Annotated in this window: 17 protein-coding genes and 1 pseudogene; 9 read left to right on the top strand and 9 right to left on the bottom strand. The window is 62.4% G+C overall.

What is annotated here, in order from left to right; translation table 11 throughout:
* Nucleotides 1-2: 2 nt before the first annotated feature.
* Both hpf and ptsN read left to right on the top strand, forming a co-directional pair.
* Nucleotides 3-587: a ribosome hibernation-promoting factor, HPF/YfiA family gene (gene hpf / locus AC0L3L_RS28145; protein ID WP_123151737.1), complete on the top strand. Its 585-nt coding sequence runs from the start codon at nucleotides 3-5 to the stop codon at nucleotides 585-587.
* 83 nt (nucleotides 588-670) lie between these two features.
* On the top strand, nucleotides 671-1,135 hold the full coding sequence (ptsN, locus tag AC0L3L_RS28140; protein ID WP_095488401.1) for a PTS IIA-like nitrogen regulatory protein PtsN: 465 nt from the start codon (nucleotides 671-673) through the stop codon (nucleotides 1,133-1,135).
* Between the two features lie 74 nt (nucleotides 1,136-1,209).
* Here the strand turns inward: ptsN and AC0L3L_RS28135 are convergent, their stop codons facing one another.
* Both AC0L3L_RS28135 and AC0L3L_RS28130 read right to left on the bottom strand, forming a co-directional pair.
* Nucleotides 1,210-1,467 carry a BQ00720 family protein gene (locus tag AC0L3L_RS28135; protein ID WP_095496852.1) on the bottom strand — a complete coding sequence of 86 codons (258 nt, stop codon included), beginning with the start codon at nucleotides 1,465-1,467 and terminating at the stop codon, nucleotides 1,210-1,212.
* A gap of 167 nt (nucleotides 1,468-1,634) precedes the next feature.
* Entirely contained in the window at nucleotides 1,635-2,060 is a 426-nt protein-coding gene (locus tag AC0L3L_RS28130; RefSeq protein ID WP_473640241.1) for an Hsp20 family protein, read from the bottom strand.
* A 143-nt stretch (nucleotides 2,061-2,203) separates the two neighbouring features.
* Between AC0L3L_RS28130 and AC0L3L_RS28125 the strand changes: the two genes are divergently transcribed.
* On the top strand, nucleotides 2,204-3,145 hold the full coding sequence (locus AC0L3L_RS28125; RefSeq protein ID WP_473488037.1) for a nucleoside hydrolase: 942 nt from the start codon (nucleotides 2,204-2,206) through the stop codon (nucleotides 3,143-3,145).
* Nucleotides 3,146-3,198: 53 nt separating this feature from the next.
* On the opposite strand, the gene AC0L3L_RS28120 is transcribed toward AC0L3L_RS28125, so the two are convergent.
* The 4 genes from AC0L3L_RS28120 to AC0L3L_RS28105 form a co-directional block, all read right to left on the bottom strand.
* Entirely contained in the window at nucleotides 3,199-3,813 is a 615-nt protein-coding gene (locus tag AC0L3L_RS28120; RefSeq protein WP_473548625.1) for a LysE family translocator, read from the bottom strand.
* A 109-nt stretch (nucleotides 3,814-3,922) separates the two neighbouring features.
* Complete coding sequence (locus AC0L3L_RS28115) at nucleotides 3,923-5,371, bottom strand: amidase (RefSeq protein ID WP_473640239.1); 1,449 nt, start codon at nucleotides 5,369-5,371, stop codon at nucleotides 3,923-3,925.
* Between the two features lie 5 nt (nucleotides 5,372-5,376).
* Nucleotides 5,377-6,288: a ribokinase gene (locus AC0L3L_RS28110; RefSeq protein ID WP_473527314.1), complete on the bottom strand. Its 912-nt coding sequence runs from the start codon at nucleotides 6,286-6,288 to the stop codon at nucleotides 5,377-5,379.
* A gap of 216 nt (nucleotides 6,289-6,504) precedes the next feature.
* Nucleotides 6,505-7,383 carry a methylated-DNA--[protein]-cysteine S-methyltransferase gene (locus AC0L3L_RS28105; RefSeq protein ID WP_473640237.1) on the bottom strand — a complete coding sequence of 293 codons (879 nt, stop codon included), beginning with the start codon at nucleotides 7,381-7,383 and terminating at the stop codon, nucleotides 6,505-6,507.
* Between the two features lie 113 nt (nucleotides 7,384-7,496).
* On the opposite strand from AC0L3L_RS28105, the gene AC0L3L_RS28100 reads away from it, so the two are divergent.
* Nucleotides 7,497-8,312 (top strand): class I SAM-dependent methyltransferase, encoded by an 816-nt coding sequence (locus AC0L3L_RS28100; protein ID WP_473640236.1) that lies wholly within the window; start codon nucleotides 7,497-7,499, stop codon nucleotides 8,310-8,312.
* A 567-nt stretch (nucleotides 8,313-8,879) separates the two neighbouring features.
* Here AC0L3L_RS28100 and AC0L3L_RS28095 read toward each other — a convergent pair.
* Nucleotides 8,880-9,374 (bottom strand): DUF2244 domain-containing protein, encoded by a 495-nt coding sequence (locus tag AC0L3L_RS28095; protein WP_473640234.1) that lies wholly within the window; start codon nucleotides 9,372-9,374, stop codon nucleotides 8,880-8,882.
* A 22-nt stretch (nucleotides 9,375-9,396) separates the two neighbouring features.
* Between AC0L3L_RS28095 and nth the strand changes: the two genes are divergently transcribed.
* A complete protein-coding gene (gene nth, locus AC0L3L_RS28090; protein WP_473640233.1) occupies nucleotides 9,397-10,200 on the top strand; it encodes an endonuclease III in 804 nt (267 codons plus the stop codon).
* Here nth and AC0L3L_RS28085 read toward each other — a convergent pair.
* Nucleotides 10,194-10,649 carry a DUF2214 family protein gene (locus AC0L3L_RS28085; RefSeq protein WP_473640231.1) on the bottom strand — a complete coding sequence of 152 codons (456 nt, stop codon included), beginning with the start codon at nucleotides 10,647-10,649 and terminating at the stop codon, nucleotides 10,194-10,196. The two genes, nth and AC0L3L_RS28085, sit on opposite strands and share 7 nt — an antisense overlap.
* 244 nt (nucleotides 10,650-10,893) lie before the next feature.
* On the opposite strand from AC0L3L_RS28085, the pseudogene AC0L3L_RS28080 reads away from it, so the two are divergent.
* A pseudogene (locus AC0L3L_RS28080) lies at nucleotides 10,894-11,433 on the top strand (GNAT family N-acetyltransferase).
* A 50-nt stretch (nucleotides 11,434-11,483) separates the two neighbouring features.
* Here the strand turns inward: AC0L3L_RS28080 and AC0L3L_RS28075 are convergent.
* Nucleotides 11,484-12,257 carry an IclR family transcriptional regulator gene (locus AC0L3L_RS28075; RefSeq protein ID WP_095496906.1) on the bottom strand — a complete coding sequence of 258 codons (774 nt, stop codon included), beginning with the start codon at nucleotides 12,255-12,257 and terminating at the stop codon, nucleotides 11,484-11,486.
* Between the two features lie 204 nt (nucleotides 12,258-12,461).
* On the opposite strand from AC0L3L_RS28075, the gene AC0L3L_RS28070 reads away from it, so the two are divergent.
* The 3 genes from AC0L3L_RS28070 to AC0L3L_RS28060 all read left to right on the top strand — a co-directional run bounded on the left by AC0L3L_RS28070 (nucleotide 12,462) and on the right by AC0L3L_RS28060 (nucleotide 15,634).
* Nucleotides 12,462-13,439 (top strand): Bug family tripartite tricarboxylate transporter substrate binding protein, encoded by a 978-nt coding sequence (locus tag AC0L3L_RS28070; protein ID WP_473640229.1) that lies wholly within the window; start codon nucleotides 12,462-12,464, stop codon nucleotides 13,437-13,439.
* 130 nt (nucleotides 13,440-13,569) lie between these two features.
* The gene (locus AC0L3L_RS28065; RefSeq protein WP_473640228.1) at nucleotides 13,570-14,106 is read left to right on the top strand and encodes a tripartite tricarboxylate transporter TctB family protein; all 537 of its coding nucleotides are present in this window, start codon (nucleotides 13,570-13,572) and stop codon (nucleotides 14,104-14,106) included.
* 4 nt (nucleotides 14,107-14,110) lie between these two features.
* Nucleotides 14,111-15,634, top strand: a complete 1,524-nt coding sequence (locus tag AC0L3L_RS28060; protein WP_473640226.1) for a tripartite tricarboxylate transporter permease — start codon at nucleotides 14,111-14,113, stop codon at nucleotides 15,632-15,634.
* The last annotated feature ends 15 nt before the right edge of the window (nucleotides 15,635-15,649 follow it).

The following is a 15,649-nucleotide window of genomic DNA, read 5'->3' as shown; positions in this document are numbered from 1 at the left end:
AGATGACACTGCGCATATCAGGAAAACACATGGATGTCGGCGATGCGTTCCGTACGCGCATCAACGACCGTGTCGGAGAAGTGATCGGGAAATATTTCGATCGGGGCTTTTCAGGGCAAATTGTAGTCGTCAAATCGGGGTCGCGCTACACGGCCGATTGCATGATCCGGCTGGATTCCGGCGCTTCGCTGCAGGCGACCGGTGAAGCCCAGGACCCGACGCTCGCTTTCGAGGCCGCGGCGGATCGCCTCGAAACCCGCCTTCGGCGCTACAAGCGTCGGCTGAAGTCACATAATTCAGGCAATGCCAATGGCGAACTCACCGACATCGCCTATACGGTGATGGCGCCGCTTGCCGATGACGATGAGGAAATACCGGAGAATTTCGCGCCAGCCATCGTCGCCGAATCAACCATGACGCTGCGGACCATGTCGGTGGCGTCAGCCGTGATCGAGCTCGACACCAAGGACAGCCCGGTTCTCGTCTTCCGCAACGCCGGAAACGAGCATCTCAATATCGTCTATCGCCGGCCGGACGGAAATATCGGCTGGATCGACCCGTCTACGACCAAGGTCGCGCAGGGATGACGACCAAGGCCGCACTGGGATAAGGAACCAGCCGCACGCGAGAGTGAGGGCTGGCGACGGCAGGCGAACAAGGGATTTCAAGTATGGATCTGAGCGATCTTATCAACGTTCCGGCAATCTTGCCGGCGTTGAAGGCGAACTCCAAGAAACAACTGCTGCAAATGCTGTCCGAAAGGGCGGCAGCGATTTCCGGCATTCCGGAACGGGAGGTGTTCGACACCATCCTGCAGCGGGAACGGCTGGGCTCGACCGGTGTCGGCAACGGCATTGCCATTCCGCATGGCAAGCTGGCCGGGGTCAAGCGGATCGCCGGGGTTTTCGCCCGGTTGGAGACGCCGGTCGATTTCGAGGCGCTGGACGACCAGCCGGTCGATCTGGTGTTCCTGCTTTTGGCGCCCGAAGGCGCCGGCGCCGACCACCTCAAGGCGCTGTCGCGCATCGCGCGGGTGCTGCGCGACGCCGACACGGTGGCCAAGATCAGGGGCACCCGCGACGCCGCAGCGATCCACGCGCTTTTGTCGGACACGCAAGCCTCACACGCGGCCTGAGTTTTTGATTGGATCCGTTGAAGGGCCGCCGTGAGCGGCCCTGTCCGTTTCCAACCAGATCGCTGCGCCTATTGTTAGTGGATGGCGACGGGGATCAGGTCGTTTTCCAGGGCGCCAGCCAGCGCCCGATCGCGAGCGTCCGAAAGCAGGATCGGCTGGCCATTGGCGGCAAACAGGGCCCACAGTTCAAGGCCGGGCGCGATTTCGCCGAGGCCCGGGAAACGGCCGCGGAGATCGTCGCTCGACACTTTCCTGAGATAGGCGACCGAGCCTTCGCCGAGATGGGCGAATTCGCCGCTGGTCATGATAAGATTTTCGTCAGTTCTAGTCATTTAAGCCTCCTTGTCGCGAGGACTCCCCGCTCAGGCCGCCTCGCATGAGAGCCATTAGAGCGCCGTGTGTCCAATTGGACACACAAAGGACGCTCTAACACTTCAATTTGCTGCATCGTACTTTCGGAAAATCGATTCCGATTTTCCGGCCGATGCAGCGGTAAGGATCAGTCTTTCACCGATATGTTTATTTTCCGTACCAGCCGTTCGGACTCGGGCCGATCGAGATCGATCGACAAAAGCCCGTTCTTCAGCTCCGCGGTGATCACCCGCATGCCGTCGGCCAGCACGAAACAGCGCTGGAACTGGCGCGCGGCAATGCCGCGATGAAGAAATTCGCGCTCGGTATCGTCGTTCTGGCGGCCGCGCACGACCAACTGGTTCTCCTCCGTGGTCACATCGAGATCGTTCTCGGCGAAACCGGCGACAGCGAGCGTGATACGCAACCTTTCGGCCTTGCCGTCGGTACCGCTGAGGCGCTCGATGTTATAGGGAGGGTAGCTATCACCCGATTTCGCCAGACGCTCCAGGGTCTTTTCCATGGCATCGAAACCCAGGAGAAGCGGGCTGGAAAAAGGCGTCATTCGGCTCATGTTACATTGTCCTCTCAAGAGCGACATAAAGTGGAAAAACCCAGATGGCATTTTTCCCGATGGTCTTGATATGGTCCGCCCCGCGGTCAAGTTCAAGCCGTCAAAAGCCCCGCCCAAAAAGACTCCCCAAACAAGGAATTGAAATGCCCCTATCCCGCAAGATCATCATCGACACGGATCCCGGCCAGGATGATGCCGTCGCCATATTGCTGGCGCTCGGCAGCGCCGAGCTGGAGATCGTCGGCATAACCGCCGTCGCCGGCAACGTGCCGCTGAGGCTCACCGAAAAGAATGCACGCAAGATCTGCGAACTGGCCGGCAGGTCTGACATCAAGGTCTATGCCGGCGCCATCCGGCCGCTGGCGCGCGAACTGGTTACCGCCGAGGAGGTGCATGGCGAGACCGGTCTCAACGGACCGCAATTGCCCGAACCGACAATGAAGCTGCAGGACCAGTATGCGGTGGATTTCATCGTCGAGACACTGATGAAGGAAGAGAGCGGCACGATTACGCTCTGCGCGCTCGGACCGCTCACCAACGTTGCGCTGGCGCTTATCCGCGAGCCGAAGATCGCGCCGCGCATCAAGGAAATCGTGCTGATGGGCGGCGGCTTCTTCGAAGGCGGCAACGTCACGCCCACCGCCGAATTCAACATCTATGTCGATCCACATGCCGCCGACGTCGTGTTCAAATCCGGCATCCCGATCGTCATGATGCCGCTCGACGTCACCCACAAGGCGCTGACCACTGCCAAGCGAACCCAGGCCTTCCGCAAGCTCGGCACCAGGGTCGGCACGGCTACGACGGAGATGCTGGAATTCTTCGAGCGCTTCGACGAGGAGAAATACGGCACCGATGGCGGTCCACTGCACGACCCTTGCGTCATCGCCTATCTGTTGAAGCCGGAGCTATTCAGGGGCCGCAACTGCAACGTCACCGTGGAAACCGCCTCGGAGCTCACCATGGGCATGACCGTGATCGACTGGTGGGGCGTGACCAAGCGACCGAACAACGCCATGGTGATGCGCGACATCGACCATGATGCGTTTTTCGCACTACTGCTGGAAAGGCTGGGGCGGCTTTAGGGCTCCTTCCTTCTCCCCTTGTGGGCCCACAAGGGGGGGAGGAAAGGTGCCGCTCACTTCGCCTTTGAAAACGCCAGCCACAGACCGCCGCCGATCAGGAAACTGCCGCTGATTCTGGACATGAGCTTGATGCGGCCGGCCGAGAGCAGGCGTCCGGCGCGGCCGGCGGCGAGCGCGAAGGTCGAATCCGACACGGCGGCGAAGATCAGAGCGGTGAGACCCATGACGACGATCTGCAACGCGTAGTTGCCTTCAGGGGCGATGAACTGCGGAAAGAAGGCGCCGAAAAACACCAGCGTCTTGGGATTGCTGATCGCCACCAGCAGGCCTTGTAGGAAGAAGCCGCCGCGCGGTGTCTTCGCCGATCCGTCGGCGTTCAGCTTGCCCTTGGAGCGGAACATCTGCACACCCATCCAGATCAGATAGGCAGCGCCGATCAGCCTGACCCATTCGAACCAATGGCCCATTCCCGCGATCAGCGAGGTCAATCCGATGCCGACAATGGCGATCATGATGGCCAGCCCGGCCTGCGTGCCGGCGACATTGGCGAGGCCGGCGCGGGAGCCATGGCGGATGCTGTTGGCGATGATCAGCGTGACGGTCGGTCCAGGCACCAGGACAATGACGATACAGGCAACGACATAGGTAGCGTAGAGTTCCAGCGACATGGGTTTCCTCGACAATATGCGGCTTGCGACGCGGCCGACCGCGATCAATGCATGACAGCAACGCCGGTGCAAGCCGGCAGCATATGTCGCTGGCGGCCTTGACCTGGATTTAGGCTCCGGCCTGCCACGGCAGCGTCGTCTCGTAGGCTGCCGCTGCTCTCAACACGGCCATGTCGCCGCGCGGCCGCCCGATCAGTTGCATGCCCATCGGCCTGCCTCTGGCATCGAAGCCGGCCGGTACATTGACCGCCGGGCAGCCGCCCAGCGTGGCGAGCGCTGAAACCTGCATCCAGCGGTGATAGCTGTCCATGGCACGCCCGGCCACTTGCGTCGGCCAGTGGGTGGCGAACTCGAAGGGGAAGACCTGCGCAGTCGGCAGTGCGACGAGGTCGAAGCGGTCGAAGAGCGACAGCAGGGTTTTGTGCCAGGACGAGCGCCTCACCGTGGCGGCGTGGATTTGCGGCGCCGTGAGCTGCAGCGCATGTTCCACCTCCCACACGGCCTCCGGCTTCAGAAGACTGCGTTTGAAGGGATCGTCGTAATGCGCCTTGAGCGCACAACCGCTGCTTGCCTGGCGCAGCGTCAGAAAGGCCTGCCACAGCGCTTCGTAGTCGAAATCCGGCACCAGCGCCTCGGTCTGAAAGGATACGTCGGCGAACCGGCCGAGAGCGGCCTTGCAAAGATCAAGGATGCCAGGTTCGACCGGCAGATGACCACCGAGATCGCCGAACCAGGCGATGCGGCCGCCGGGCGCTGCCGTTTGCAGCCCTTCGAGGAACGAACCGTGCTTGTGATGTGAGAGCGGCGCGCGAGGGTCGTAGCCGGCCTGCTCGTCGAGCAGCAGCGCCATGTCGCGCACGCTGCGGCCCATCGGTCCTTCGACGCCCATCTGTGTGTGAAAGACGTCAAGTTCGGGACCGGCCGGGACAAGTCCCTGCGACGGACGGAAGCCATAGACATTGTTGTAGGCGGCCGGGTTGCGCAGCGAGCCGCCAAAGTCGCTGCCATCGGCGACAGGCAGCATGTCGAGCGCCAGCGCGACCGCCGCGCCGCCGCTCGAACCGCCGGCGGTCAAGGCCGGGTCGAAAGCATTGAGCGTCGGGCCGAACACGGTGTTGTAGGTGTTGGAGCCAAGGCCGAATTCGGGAACGTTGGTTTTGCCGATGATGATGGCGCCGGCCTTGCGGATGCGCTCGACGAAGAAATCATCCTCTTGCGGCACGAAATCGGCGAAGATCGGCGAGCCGAAGCTGGTCCTGAGGCCTTTGGTCTGCGCGAGATCCTTGATGGCGATCGGCAGGCCGAACAGGGGGCCGGCATGCCCTGCACGCGCCAGATGGGCGTCTGCCTTGTCAGCCTCGCGCAAGATGTCGGCACGGTCGCGTAGTGAGACGATGGCATTGACCAGCGGGTTCACGGCGTCGATCCGGTCGAGGAATGCCGTCACCACCTCGCGCGCGGACAGCTGACGGCGCCTGATCGCGTCGGCAAGGTCCACGGCGGACAGACGGCAGATATCGCCGGCAGGCGGCACGGCGTGTTTTGTGGCCGGACGCATGGCTCTCACCTGGCTGGCGGATTTTGGAGCGCCGCGTCGACGTCCTTCGCCAGCGGGATCGCCGGCTGGGCGCCGGGCTTCAGGCAAGCGAGCGAACCAGCGGCTGCAGCACGGGCGAGCGCCTGATCGAGCGGCAGGCCGGATGACAGCCCGGCGGCGAAATAGCCGCAAAACGTGTCGCCGGCGCCGACCGTGTCGACAGGGGTGATCTTCAGCGCCGGAACCATCAGAAGATCGACTGGCGTGGCAGCCAGAACGCCGTCACCGCCGAGCGTGACGACAATTGTGCGGCCGGTCTTTCCGGCGTAATCGCGCATCCGCGCCGGGCGATCACGGCCGCTCAGCGACAGCGCCTCACCGTAGAGGTCGAATTCGGTCTCGTTGGCGACGACATAGTCGGCCTTGCCGAGGAAGGCGGCCGCCTCGCCGCGGAATGGTGCCGTGTTGAGCACGGTGACCGCGCCTGCCGCCCCGGCCGCGTCCAGTGCTGCATCGACAGTCTGCAGCGGGATCTCCTGCTGCAAGAGCACGACATCGCCCTTTTTCATGAAAGCCCTGGAGAGGTCGCCTGTCACGACCGACTCATTGGCGCCCGGCACCACGGCAATGACGTTCTCGCCGTCGTCGGCGACCATGATCAATGCCGTGCCGGTCGAGGCGAAGGTTTCGCCGACACCGGACAGGTCGATCTTGCCGTTCCGCAGCAGCGCCAGCGCTTCAGTGGCGAAATTGTCCTTGCCGACCGCGCCGACCATGCGCACCTTGGCACCGGCGCGCGCGGCGGCCAACGCCTGGTTGGCGCCCTTGCCGCCAGGTGCGGTGGTAAAGCCGGAGCCCCGAACCGTCTCGCCCGGTGCGGGCAAGCGGTCGACATTGGCGATAAGGTCAAGGTTGATCGAGCCGATAACGATGATCAAGTGGTGCCTCCCTGCTGACGCATCGTGCTTTCCAAAAATCGGAATCGATTTTCGGAAAGCACGAATGCGTAGAATTAAAGTGTTAGAGCTTACTTTGTGCGTCCAAATGGACGCACGTCGCTCTAATTGTGCGGGAAGCTACTCCGTAAGGCCGCTGCTTGCCAGACCGCGCGAGATGAACCCGCGCGCTGCTGGCCCGAATCTATGGGCGTTTCATCAAGATCCGACTTGTCCCGCTTCCCAGCCAAGGATGGCGCGTTTGCGGGTCAGGCCCCAGTGGTAACCGGTGAGCGCGCCGGACTTGCCGAGAGCCCGGTGACACGGCACCACGAAGGACATCGGATTGGCGCCGACCGCGGCCCCCACCGCCCGGCTGGCGCTCGGCGCGCCGATGCCGGCGGCGATCGAGGAATAGGTGCAGGCCTTGCCCATCGGGATGCGCAGCAGGGCCTCCCAGACGCGGACCTGGAAGTCGGTGCCGATCAAGACGACGCGCAGCGGCTGGTCGGCGCGCCACAGCGCCGGATCGAAGATGCGCGCGGCATAGGGCGCCGTCGCGGCCATGTCCTCGACATAGTTTGCGTTCGGCCAGCGGCCGGACATGTCGGCAAAGGCCGCACGCTCGCCGCCGGCATCGCTGAAGGCGAGGCCGGCAAGGCCGCGGTCGGTGACCATGATCAGGGCGATGCCGAAGGGCGAGATATGATAGCCGTAGCGGATCGTCAGCCCGGCGCCGCGCGTCTTGTAGTCGCCCGGCGACATCGCCTCATGGGTGACGAAAAGGTCGTGCAACCGGCCGGGGCCTGACATGCCGACCTCGAAAGAAGCCTCGAGCAGCGGCATGCCGGAATCGAGCAGTTTGCGCGCATGGTCGAGCGTGACCGCCTGGAGGAAGGCCTTGGGCGACAGGCCGGCCCAGCGTGTGAAGAGCTTCTGCAGGCCGGTCGGCGTCTCGCCGACTTCCTCGGCCAGTATTTCGAGCGACGGCTGGTCACGGTAGTCAAGGCTGATCTTCTCGATCGCGCGCCGAACAACTTCGTAGTCACCGCCTTCGGGTGTGATGTCTTTCTTCAGAATAGCTGTCTGTGCGTTCATCGGACTATCTCCTTGACCGTGAATATCGTCCTTCGCGGCTGCGATCACCACCCGAAACTTGCCTTCTCGTCATGTGCACCCAGATAGATCTGGCTTCGAGGAAGGAGCCGACGATGGCTGGCGAGAAGGTGCATCTCACCAAGGAGAAGGAGACGCTGCTGATTACCATTTATGGCAAGGCACTGGAGAGCCGGTTGCCTCAATCGCTGCTGAAAGATCATTTTGCGGACGAGGCGGTTCGCCGCATCGACTATGATTTCTCGCGGCTGAAGGTCGACGACAATCTCGGCGTCGGCTTGGCGATCAGGGCCAAGACGCTGGATGACTGGGTTTCGGCCTTTCTGGCCAGGAATCCCGAAGCGATCGTGCTGCATCTCGGCTGCGGGCTCGACACGCGGATATTCCGCATCGATCCACCATCCCGCGTGGATTGGTTCGATATCGACTATCCCGAAGTCATCGAGCTCAGGCGCAAACTCTATCCGCCGCGCGACCATTACCGCCTGATCGCGTCGTCAGTCACCGAGCCTGGCTGGCTGGACGAAGTGCCTGGCGATCGTCCGGCCATGGTCGTGGCGGAAGGGCTCACGCCCTACCTTGCCGCTGACGAGGGTCCAAGACTGTTTTCGCGGCTTGTGTCGCATCTTTCGAGCGGCGAATTGGTTTTCGACGCCTATAGCCGCTTTGGCTTGAAGATCATTCGCCTCAATCGATCCTTCCGCGCGACTGGCGCCGAGGTCCATTGGAGCATCGAGGATCCGCACGAACTGGAGCAAAAGGTGCCCGGCCTGCAACTGGTCGAGGACCTTTCGGCCTACCGGCCGGAACACACCGCCCGTATGAGCTGGGTCGCGAGGCTGCTCATCCGGCTTTGGAGCTATATTCCGCCGCTGCGCAAGATCGGCAGGATGTTGCGGTATCGATTCTGAAATAACTTCCCCTCTGCGCTTCGCGCCTCGTTGCTCGATAAGGAACTTAATGCGAATTTGTCGGAAAGATGGATCTATAGAAATGAAGCAAGATGCACGGGCAGCAGCGACCTTTTTTCTGGCCCTCCAATAGCGGTGGCAGTCGAGATTCTTCGAGAATTGTGCATCGTCGTTTTTCACAATGGGTTGAGTGAAAGTCTTGTTTTAGCGGGCCAATTTTGGGCGGTATTGAGATCGCAACCATTTTTGCATGGTCTTTTGCAATACTGTTTGGGTCCCACTCTACATTCTTCTGAGATGGCTTAGAATTTTGTCGCCGTGGGTAACGATAGGGTTCGCTGCCGCGATAGGAGCGTGGTTCAATATTTTTCCGGAATTCTTGCCCAAAAATGAGACGACCAACTTCTGGATAACAGGGTGCCAAATCATAGCGAATGGCACGCGCACTTTATGTGGGTATTGGGAGCTGGCATCGGACGTGCTGTCTACCGCGACCTTGGGCGCGGTGGCTGGTCTGATTTTTTGGCTTATCTACGCTGGCGGCTGGAAGCGGCCAGTCATCTAAACCTAGCGCGCTTTGGCGGTCGCCAGGGCGCGCGAAAAAGCTGACGCAAAGCTCTCGCGGTCGTCGGGATTGAGGAAGCCGCCGATCGGCACATTCTGACCTTGTGCTTCCACCGCCATCCTGGTGATGCCGATCTCGGCGTGGCGGGCGACCGAAAAATGCGCCCAGAACGGATTGAAGCGATGCGCTTCCGATTTGCCTGACGGTGCGGTCTTGCGGATGTCGAGGCTGGTACGCGAGACCGACACCTCCTCGCGGGCGCGGGCGGCACGATAATTGGCGCGAAAGGCGATGTAGACGGCAATCACGTCGAAACCGAGGAAGCCGAACACCGGCCAGGCGCCGCGCGACAGGAAAAACGCTCCGGTCACCAACGAGCCGAACAGCAGAGCGCCCATCAGGATGGCAAAGCCGGTTTTGCCCAGCGACCGATGCGGTATCAGCAACGCCTGGAAGAATGGCTCGTCGGCCTGAAATGAGGCGTTTGTGTCGCTCATGACGGGATATTATAGGAAGGGGATGACGAGCCCCAAGCCCAAAAATTCCTCTACACTCGAAAATGAACCGCCCCCCGGCCGACGCGACGGCTCGAACGCCAAGCCGCGTGCCCGGCCGGTGCGGTCCCATTCGCGCTACAGCCCGGCCGAGGTGCACGAGATTTTCCGACGCTTTTCCGTTCAGCGGCCCGAGCCGAAGGGCGAGCTCGAACACATCAACGCCTTCACGCTGCTGGTGGCTGTGGTGCTTTCGGCACAGGCGACCGATGTCGGCGTCAACAAGGCAACGCGGGCGCTGTTCAGGGTCGCCGACACCCCGCAAAAGATGCTGGCGCTCGGCGAGGCCAAGGTCGGCGACTATATCCGCACCGTCGGGCTTTGGCGCAACAAGGCCAAGAACGTCATTGCGCTGTCGGAAGCGTTGATCCGCGACCATGGCGGCGACGTGCCCGACGACCGCGATCAATTGGTCAAGCTGCCGGGCGTCGGGCGCAAGACCGCCAATGTCGTGCTTAATATGGCCTTCGGCCAGCACACGATGGCGGTCGACACGCATATCTTCCGCATCGGCAACCGGCTGGGACTGGCGCCCGGCAAGACGCCGGAACAGGTCGAGCAGGGGCTGTTGAGGATCATTCCGGACGAATATATGCGCCACGCGCATCATTGGCTGATCCTGCATGGCCGCTACGTCTGCAAGGCGCGCAAACCGGATTGTCCGGTCTGTGTCATCGCCGACATCTGCAAGGCCGAGGAGAAGACGAATGATATTCCGGCGCCGCTGGTCGAAATTGCGCCGCTCGAACCCGTAGGCGAAATTCAGTAGCCGTAGCCGCGCGCCATCGCCGCGGCGAAGACCGGGATCAGCAGGAAGATGAAGGCTTCGGCGCGGACATAAGTTCGAACGGATGCAAGTTGCGACGCCGGCACTTGAAAACCGGGGTTGGCCGAGGCCTGCCTGTTCCAGGAAACAAAGCGGACCGTCGGAATGATCGACAGCAGGCCGACGATGACGAAGGCCGCCATCTTCGCCCAGAACACCCAGTTGTAGACGTAGAATTCCCAGCCCTTCAGGCCGTAGATGACGCGGCCGATGCCGACGATGATGATCAGCATGGCGAGGATGCCGTAATGGCGATCGATGCCGACAAGCCGCCGGAGCGTCGCGGCGGGCAGATCGCTGCGGATCAGGACAAATTCGGCGCCGATGATGCCCGCCAATGAAAACACCAGCAGATGATGAAAGATGGCAAGCAGAAGATCGGTGGTATCCATGCCCTTTTCCCTCCGTCGGACGGCACAGCGGATGCTGAATCAGCTGCTGGTGAAAAGTAGCACCGCTGGGCAGGATTCACATTGGGCTGGAAGATGATCTGCACAGGCTTTGGCTCTTGTCTGGTGCAGGCGATTTGGATCTCTGTCGCATATCGCTGTCCCCCAAAACCGCCGAGCACCCCCGGGTCAAATCCAAGGGCAGGCTACTAAGCACAGGCAAACTTACGCAACCGAGGCACGACACGTGATCAATCCACAGGCGCTTGTCGCTCCCGTCATTGAAACGCCGCGCACCGTGCTGCGGCCACACTAGCTCGATGATTTCGACGCCTATGTCGCCATGTGGGCCGATCCGGCCGTCACACGCTTCATCGGCGGCAAGCCGCGCACGCGGGAGGAAAGCTGGATGCGCTTCCTGCGTCATGCCGGCCTGTGGTCGCTGCTGGGCTATGGCTTTTGGGCGATCGAGGACAAGGCGACCGGCCGCTTCATCGGCGAAGCCGGCTTTCACGATTTGAAGCGCAACATCGTGCCGTCGATCGAAGGCGTTCCGGAAGCCGGTTGGGCGCTGGTCCCGAGCGCCCATGGCCAAGGCTTCGCCAGCGAAGTCGTCGGACGGGTTCTCGCCTGGGGCGACGACGCATTCGGGCGCGCAAGGACTGTCTGCATCATCGATCCGGAAAACACCGCTTCGCTGAGCGTCGCGGCCAAATGCGGCTACAGCGAAGTGTTGCGGACCACCTATCACGACGATGCGACGATCCTGCTGGAACGGCAGCCTTGAGGGTTGCGGCCTGTCATCCTGTGGTTCCGATCGGGCCGAATCGAGGCTTTCTAGGCCTGCCGCTTCAGCACCGGGCCTTCCGCTTTGGCTTTTAGGGCCGCCTGTTCGAGCATCGAGGCGTCTTCGCCGAAAGCGCGGGTGGCGCGCGCGGCCGCCTCGATCAGCGGATTTTTCATGCGCTGCAGAAAGGCCGCGTCGACGCGCGTGCTCGGGCCTGACAGCGTCAACGCACCGAGCAAGGTGTGCCCCGGCCCGAACACTGGTGCCGAAACGCCCGCTGTCTCGGGGTCGCGATCGCCGACCGACAAACAATGGTAGGTTTTGCGGATCGTCTCGTAAGGCTCGCCCTGCTGACCGGAAAACGCCGCAAGCACGCGGCCGCCCGTACCGGCCAGCAACGGCAGCACGTCGCCTTCCCGTATGGTGTAGCGGATGGGATGCTTGGACTCGACACGATAGAGGCAGGTGCGCACGTCGCCCGAGCGGACATAGAAAGCGACGCTTTCCCAGCTTCGCTCGGCCAGATCGCGCATGATCGGCAGCAGGATGTCGATCGCCACGACCGAACGCTGGTATAGGGCACCCAGCCGGAAGGTGGCAGGGCCGACACGGTAGCGGCCGTCGTCGAGACGCTCCAGCAGCTGCCCGCGCAATAATGAGTTCGCCAGCCTCAGGATCGTGCTCTTGTAGAGGCCGGTCCGCGCCGCGATTTCGGCCAGGCTGAGCGACCGGTCGGCGGTAGCGAAAGCATCGAGGATGGCGATCGCACGGTCGAGCGCGGCAACACCGTTGGTCGACGCAGGCTTGGATTGTGTTACGGTCATCTGCTTGACCACGTCGTTCCGTTCCCAGTTGGACAGAAGGGCCGATCGGAACAACTATGCCGCGTGCAGACAGTTCTGTCCAGTAGAATGCCGTTCCTGTTGACAGAACAAGACAAAGGCTGCATGAATTTTTGTCGAGCGGGTCTGAATTCAGGCTACGTTGCTGGCAGGCACCAGAGGAGGTGTCGTGATTGGAGGAATCCCATGCTGAACAGACGCAGATTTTTAATGAGCACCGCCGCTGCCGGCGCCGCCGGTTTCGCAGCGTTGCATCTCTCGCCCGCCTTTGCGCAGGATGCGCCGCAGATCCAGATCTTCGTGCCGGCAGCGCCCGGCGGCGGCTGGGATCAGACGGCGCGCACGATGGACCAGGTGCTGCGCAGTGAGAAGCTGATCTCCGGTTCGCAGATCACCAATGTCGGCGGCGCCGGCGGCACAGTCGGCCTGCCACAATTCATCAGCCAGTGGAACGGCAAGGGCAATTCGCTGATGGTTGCCGGCATGGTCATGGTTGGCGCCATTATCGCCAACAAATCGGCCAACAATCTCACCGAAGTCACGCCGATCGCCCGCCTCACCGGCGAATTCGAGGCGCTTGTGGTGCCGGCGGCCTCGCCGTTCAAGACAGCAGCGGATTTCGTCGCCGCCCTCAAAGCCGATCCGACCAAGGTTCCGGTGGCTGGCGGTTCGGCCGGCGGCTCGGACCACATATTGTTCGGCCTTATCGCGAAGACGGCCGGTGTTCCGGCAACCAACCTCTCCTACGTGCCGTTCGCCGGCGGCGGCGAGGCACTGTCGGCGCTTCTCGGCAACCAGGTCGCGGCCGGCATCTCCGGCTATGGCGAGTTCTCCGAGCAGGTCAAGGCAGGCGCGCTTCGGCTGCTCGCCATTTCCGCGGACAAGCGTCAGGAAAGCATCGATGCACCGACGCTGAAGGAAGCCGGCATCGATGTCGAATTGTTCAACTGGCGCGGCGTCTTCGCACCGCCGGGCGTTTCCGACGCCGACAAGGCGGCGATGATCACGCTGGTCGAGACCATGGCCAAAAGCGATGCCTGGGCCACCGAATGCAAAAACCGCAACTGGACGCAAATCCTGCTCACCGGCGACGACTATGCGAAATTTCTCGCCGAAGACACGACCCGGATCGCAGCCATCCTCAAGGACCTCGGCCTTGCCTGATGTCCTCGGAGAGGGGCGGTCTGCACTGCCCCTTTCCGATGTTCGCCAGCCGCATGGACATACGATCCAGCGCGAGTGAAACTGCGGTGAGGTCGGCTGTGGGAGACCGGCCTATCCAGGGAGGACGATCATGAGCACCAGCGACCAGCAGGCGGCGCGGCCGCGCCTTGCCGTGCCCGAATTGCAGATCGGCATCGGGCTTCTCGCTTGCGCCGGCGCAGTAGCCTGGCAGACGCTGTCGATTCCGGTGTCGCCGCTCTACTCCAAGGTCGGCCCGACCGTCTTCCCCTACATCACCATGATCGGCATGACGATCCTTTCCCTCCTGCTGATCGTCGCCGCCCTGCGGGGCGGCTGGCAGCCAGAAGAAGAAAAGGAAACGCCGACCGACTGGAAGGCGATGGGCATCGTCGCCGTCGGGCTGGTCGCGAACCTCGTTCTGATCCAGCCGCTTGGCTTCACCGCAGCCTCGGTGATCATGTTCGTTCTCATCTGCCACGGGTTCGGCAGCAGACATCCGCTGCGTGACGTGCTGCTCGGCCTGATCCTAGCGCTTGCCGCCTATTTCGGCTTCGCCAGGGCGCTCGGCGTCAATATCGGCGCCGGCTTCATCGAGAACCAGCTGAACACCGGTCTCGATTCGATTATCCGTATGTTGAGAGGCTGAAGCCATGGAAACGCTCAACCATCTCGCGCACGGATTCTCGGTCGCTTTTACGCCGGTCAATCTCATGTGGTGCCTGGTCGGCACGACGCTGGGGACAGCGATCGGCGTGCTGCCCGGCCTCGGACCGGCGCTGACCATCGCGCTGCTTTTGCCGATCACCTACCAGGTGGCGCCGGAAGCGTCCTTCATCCTGTTTGCCGGCATCTATTACGGGGCCATGTATGGCGGTTCGACTACATCGATCCTGCTCAACACGCCGGGCGAAAGTGCAACCATCGTCACTGCGCTGGAAGGCAACAGGATGGCCCGTTCCGGCCGCGGCGGCGCGGCACTCGCCACTTCGGCGATCGGCTCGTTCGTCGCCGGCACACTCGGCACGCTGGGTGTCGCTTTCCTGGCCCCGGTCGTGGTCAAATTCGCGCTGTCTTTCGGCCCGGCCGAATATTTTTCGCTGATGGTGCTGGCCTTCATCACGGTTTCGGCGGTGCTCGGCTCGTCGTCGGTGCGCGGCCTGACCAGCCTGTTCATCGGCTTCGTCATCGGCATGATCGGCGTCGACCTGCAGACCGGGCAGCCGCGCTTCACCTTTGGCATGAGCCAATTGCTCGACGGCGTCGACGTGATCGTCGTCGCCGTCGGCCTCTTTGCAGTCGGCGAGACGTTCTACATGGCCTCGCGCCGCTATGCCGGCAAGGACGAGATCGTGCCGCTGAAGGGCTCGCTCTACATGACGGCGGCCGAATGGGCACGCTCGTGGAAGGCTTGGCTGCGCGGCGCCCTGCTCGGCTTCCCAATCGGCGCCCTGCCGGCCGGCGGCGCCGAAATCCCGACCTTCCTGTCCTATGCGATCGAGAAGAAGCTCTCCAAACACAAGGAGGAGTTCGGGACGGTCGGCGCCATCGAAGGCGTTGCCGGACCGGAAGCCGCCAACAACGCATCGGCTGCCGGCGTGCTGGTGCCGATGCTGACGCTCGGCCTGCCGACCTCGGCGACGGCCGCGATCATGCTGTCGGCCTTCCAGAGCTATGGCATCAATCCCGGGCCGATGCTGTTCATGACGCAGGCCAATCTGGTCTGGGGGCTGATCGCCAGCCTGTTCATCGCCAATATCATCCTCGTCATTCTCAACCTGCCGCTAATCGGGTTGTGGGTGCGGCTGCTGAAAATCCCGGCGCCGCAGCTCTATGCTGGCATCCTGGTGTTCGCTACGGTCGGCACCTACGGTATTTCGCAGTCACCGACCGACCTCGTCATCCTCTATCTGCTCGGCGGGGCCGGATTCCTGATGCGGCGCTTCGATTTCCCGACGGCGCCGGTCATCATCGGCATGATCCTCTGGCCGCTCGCCGAAACGCAGTTCCGCCGCGCGATGACCATCTCGAACGGCGACTGGTCGGTGTTCTATAAGCATCCGCTGTCGCTGACGCTGCTGACGCTGGCGTTCATCGGGCTGATTGGGCCGCATATCTACGCTTACGTCGAACGCAGGCGCCTACGCGGACCGGAGCATGTGCCGGGCGATGCCTGACCTGGCTGTCATATC

It is taken from the genome of Mesorhizobium sp. WSM4849 (genome assembly GCF_055811385.1).
The sequence above is the reverse complement of the archived record's forward strand: the minus strand, read 5'-3'. Positions and strand labels throughout refer to the sequence as shown.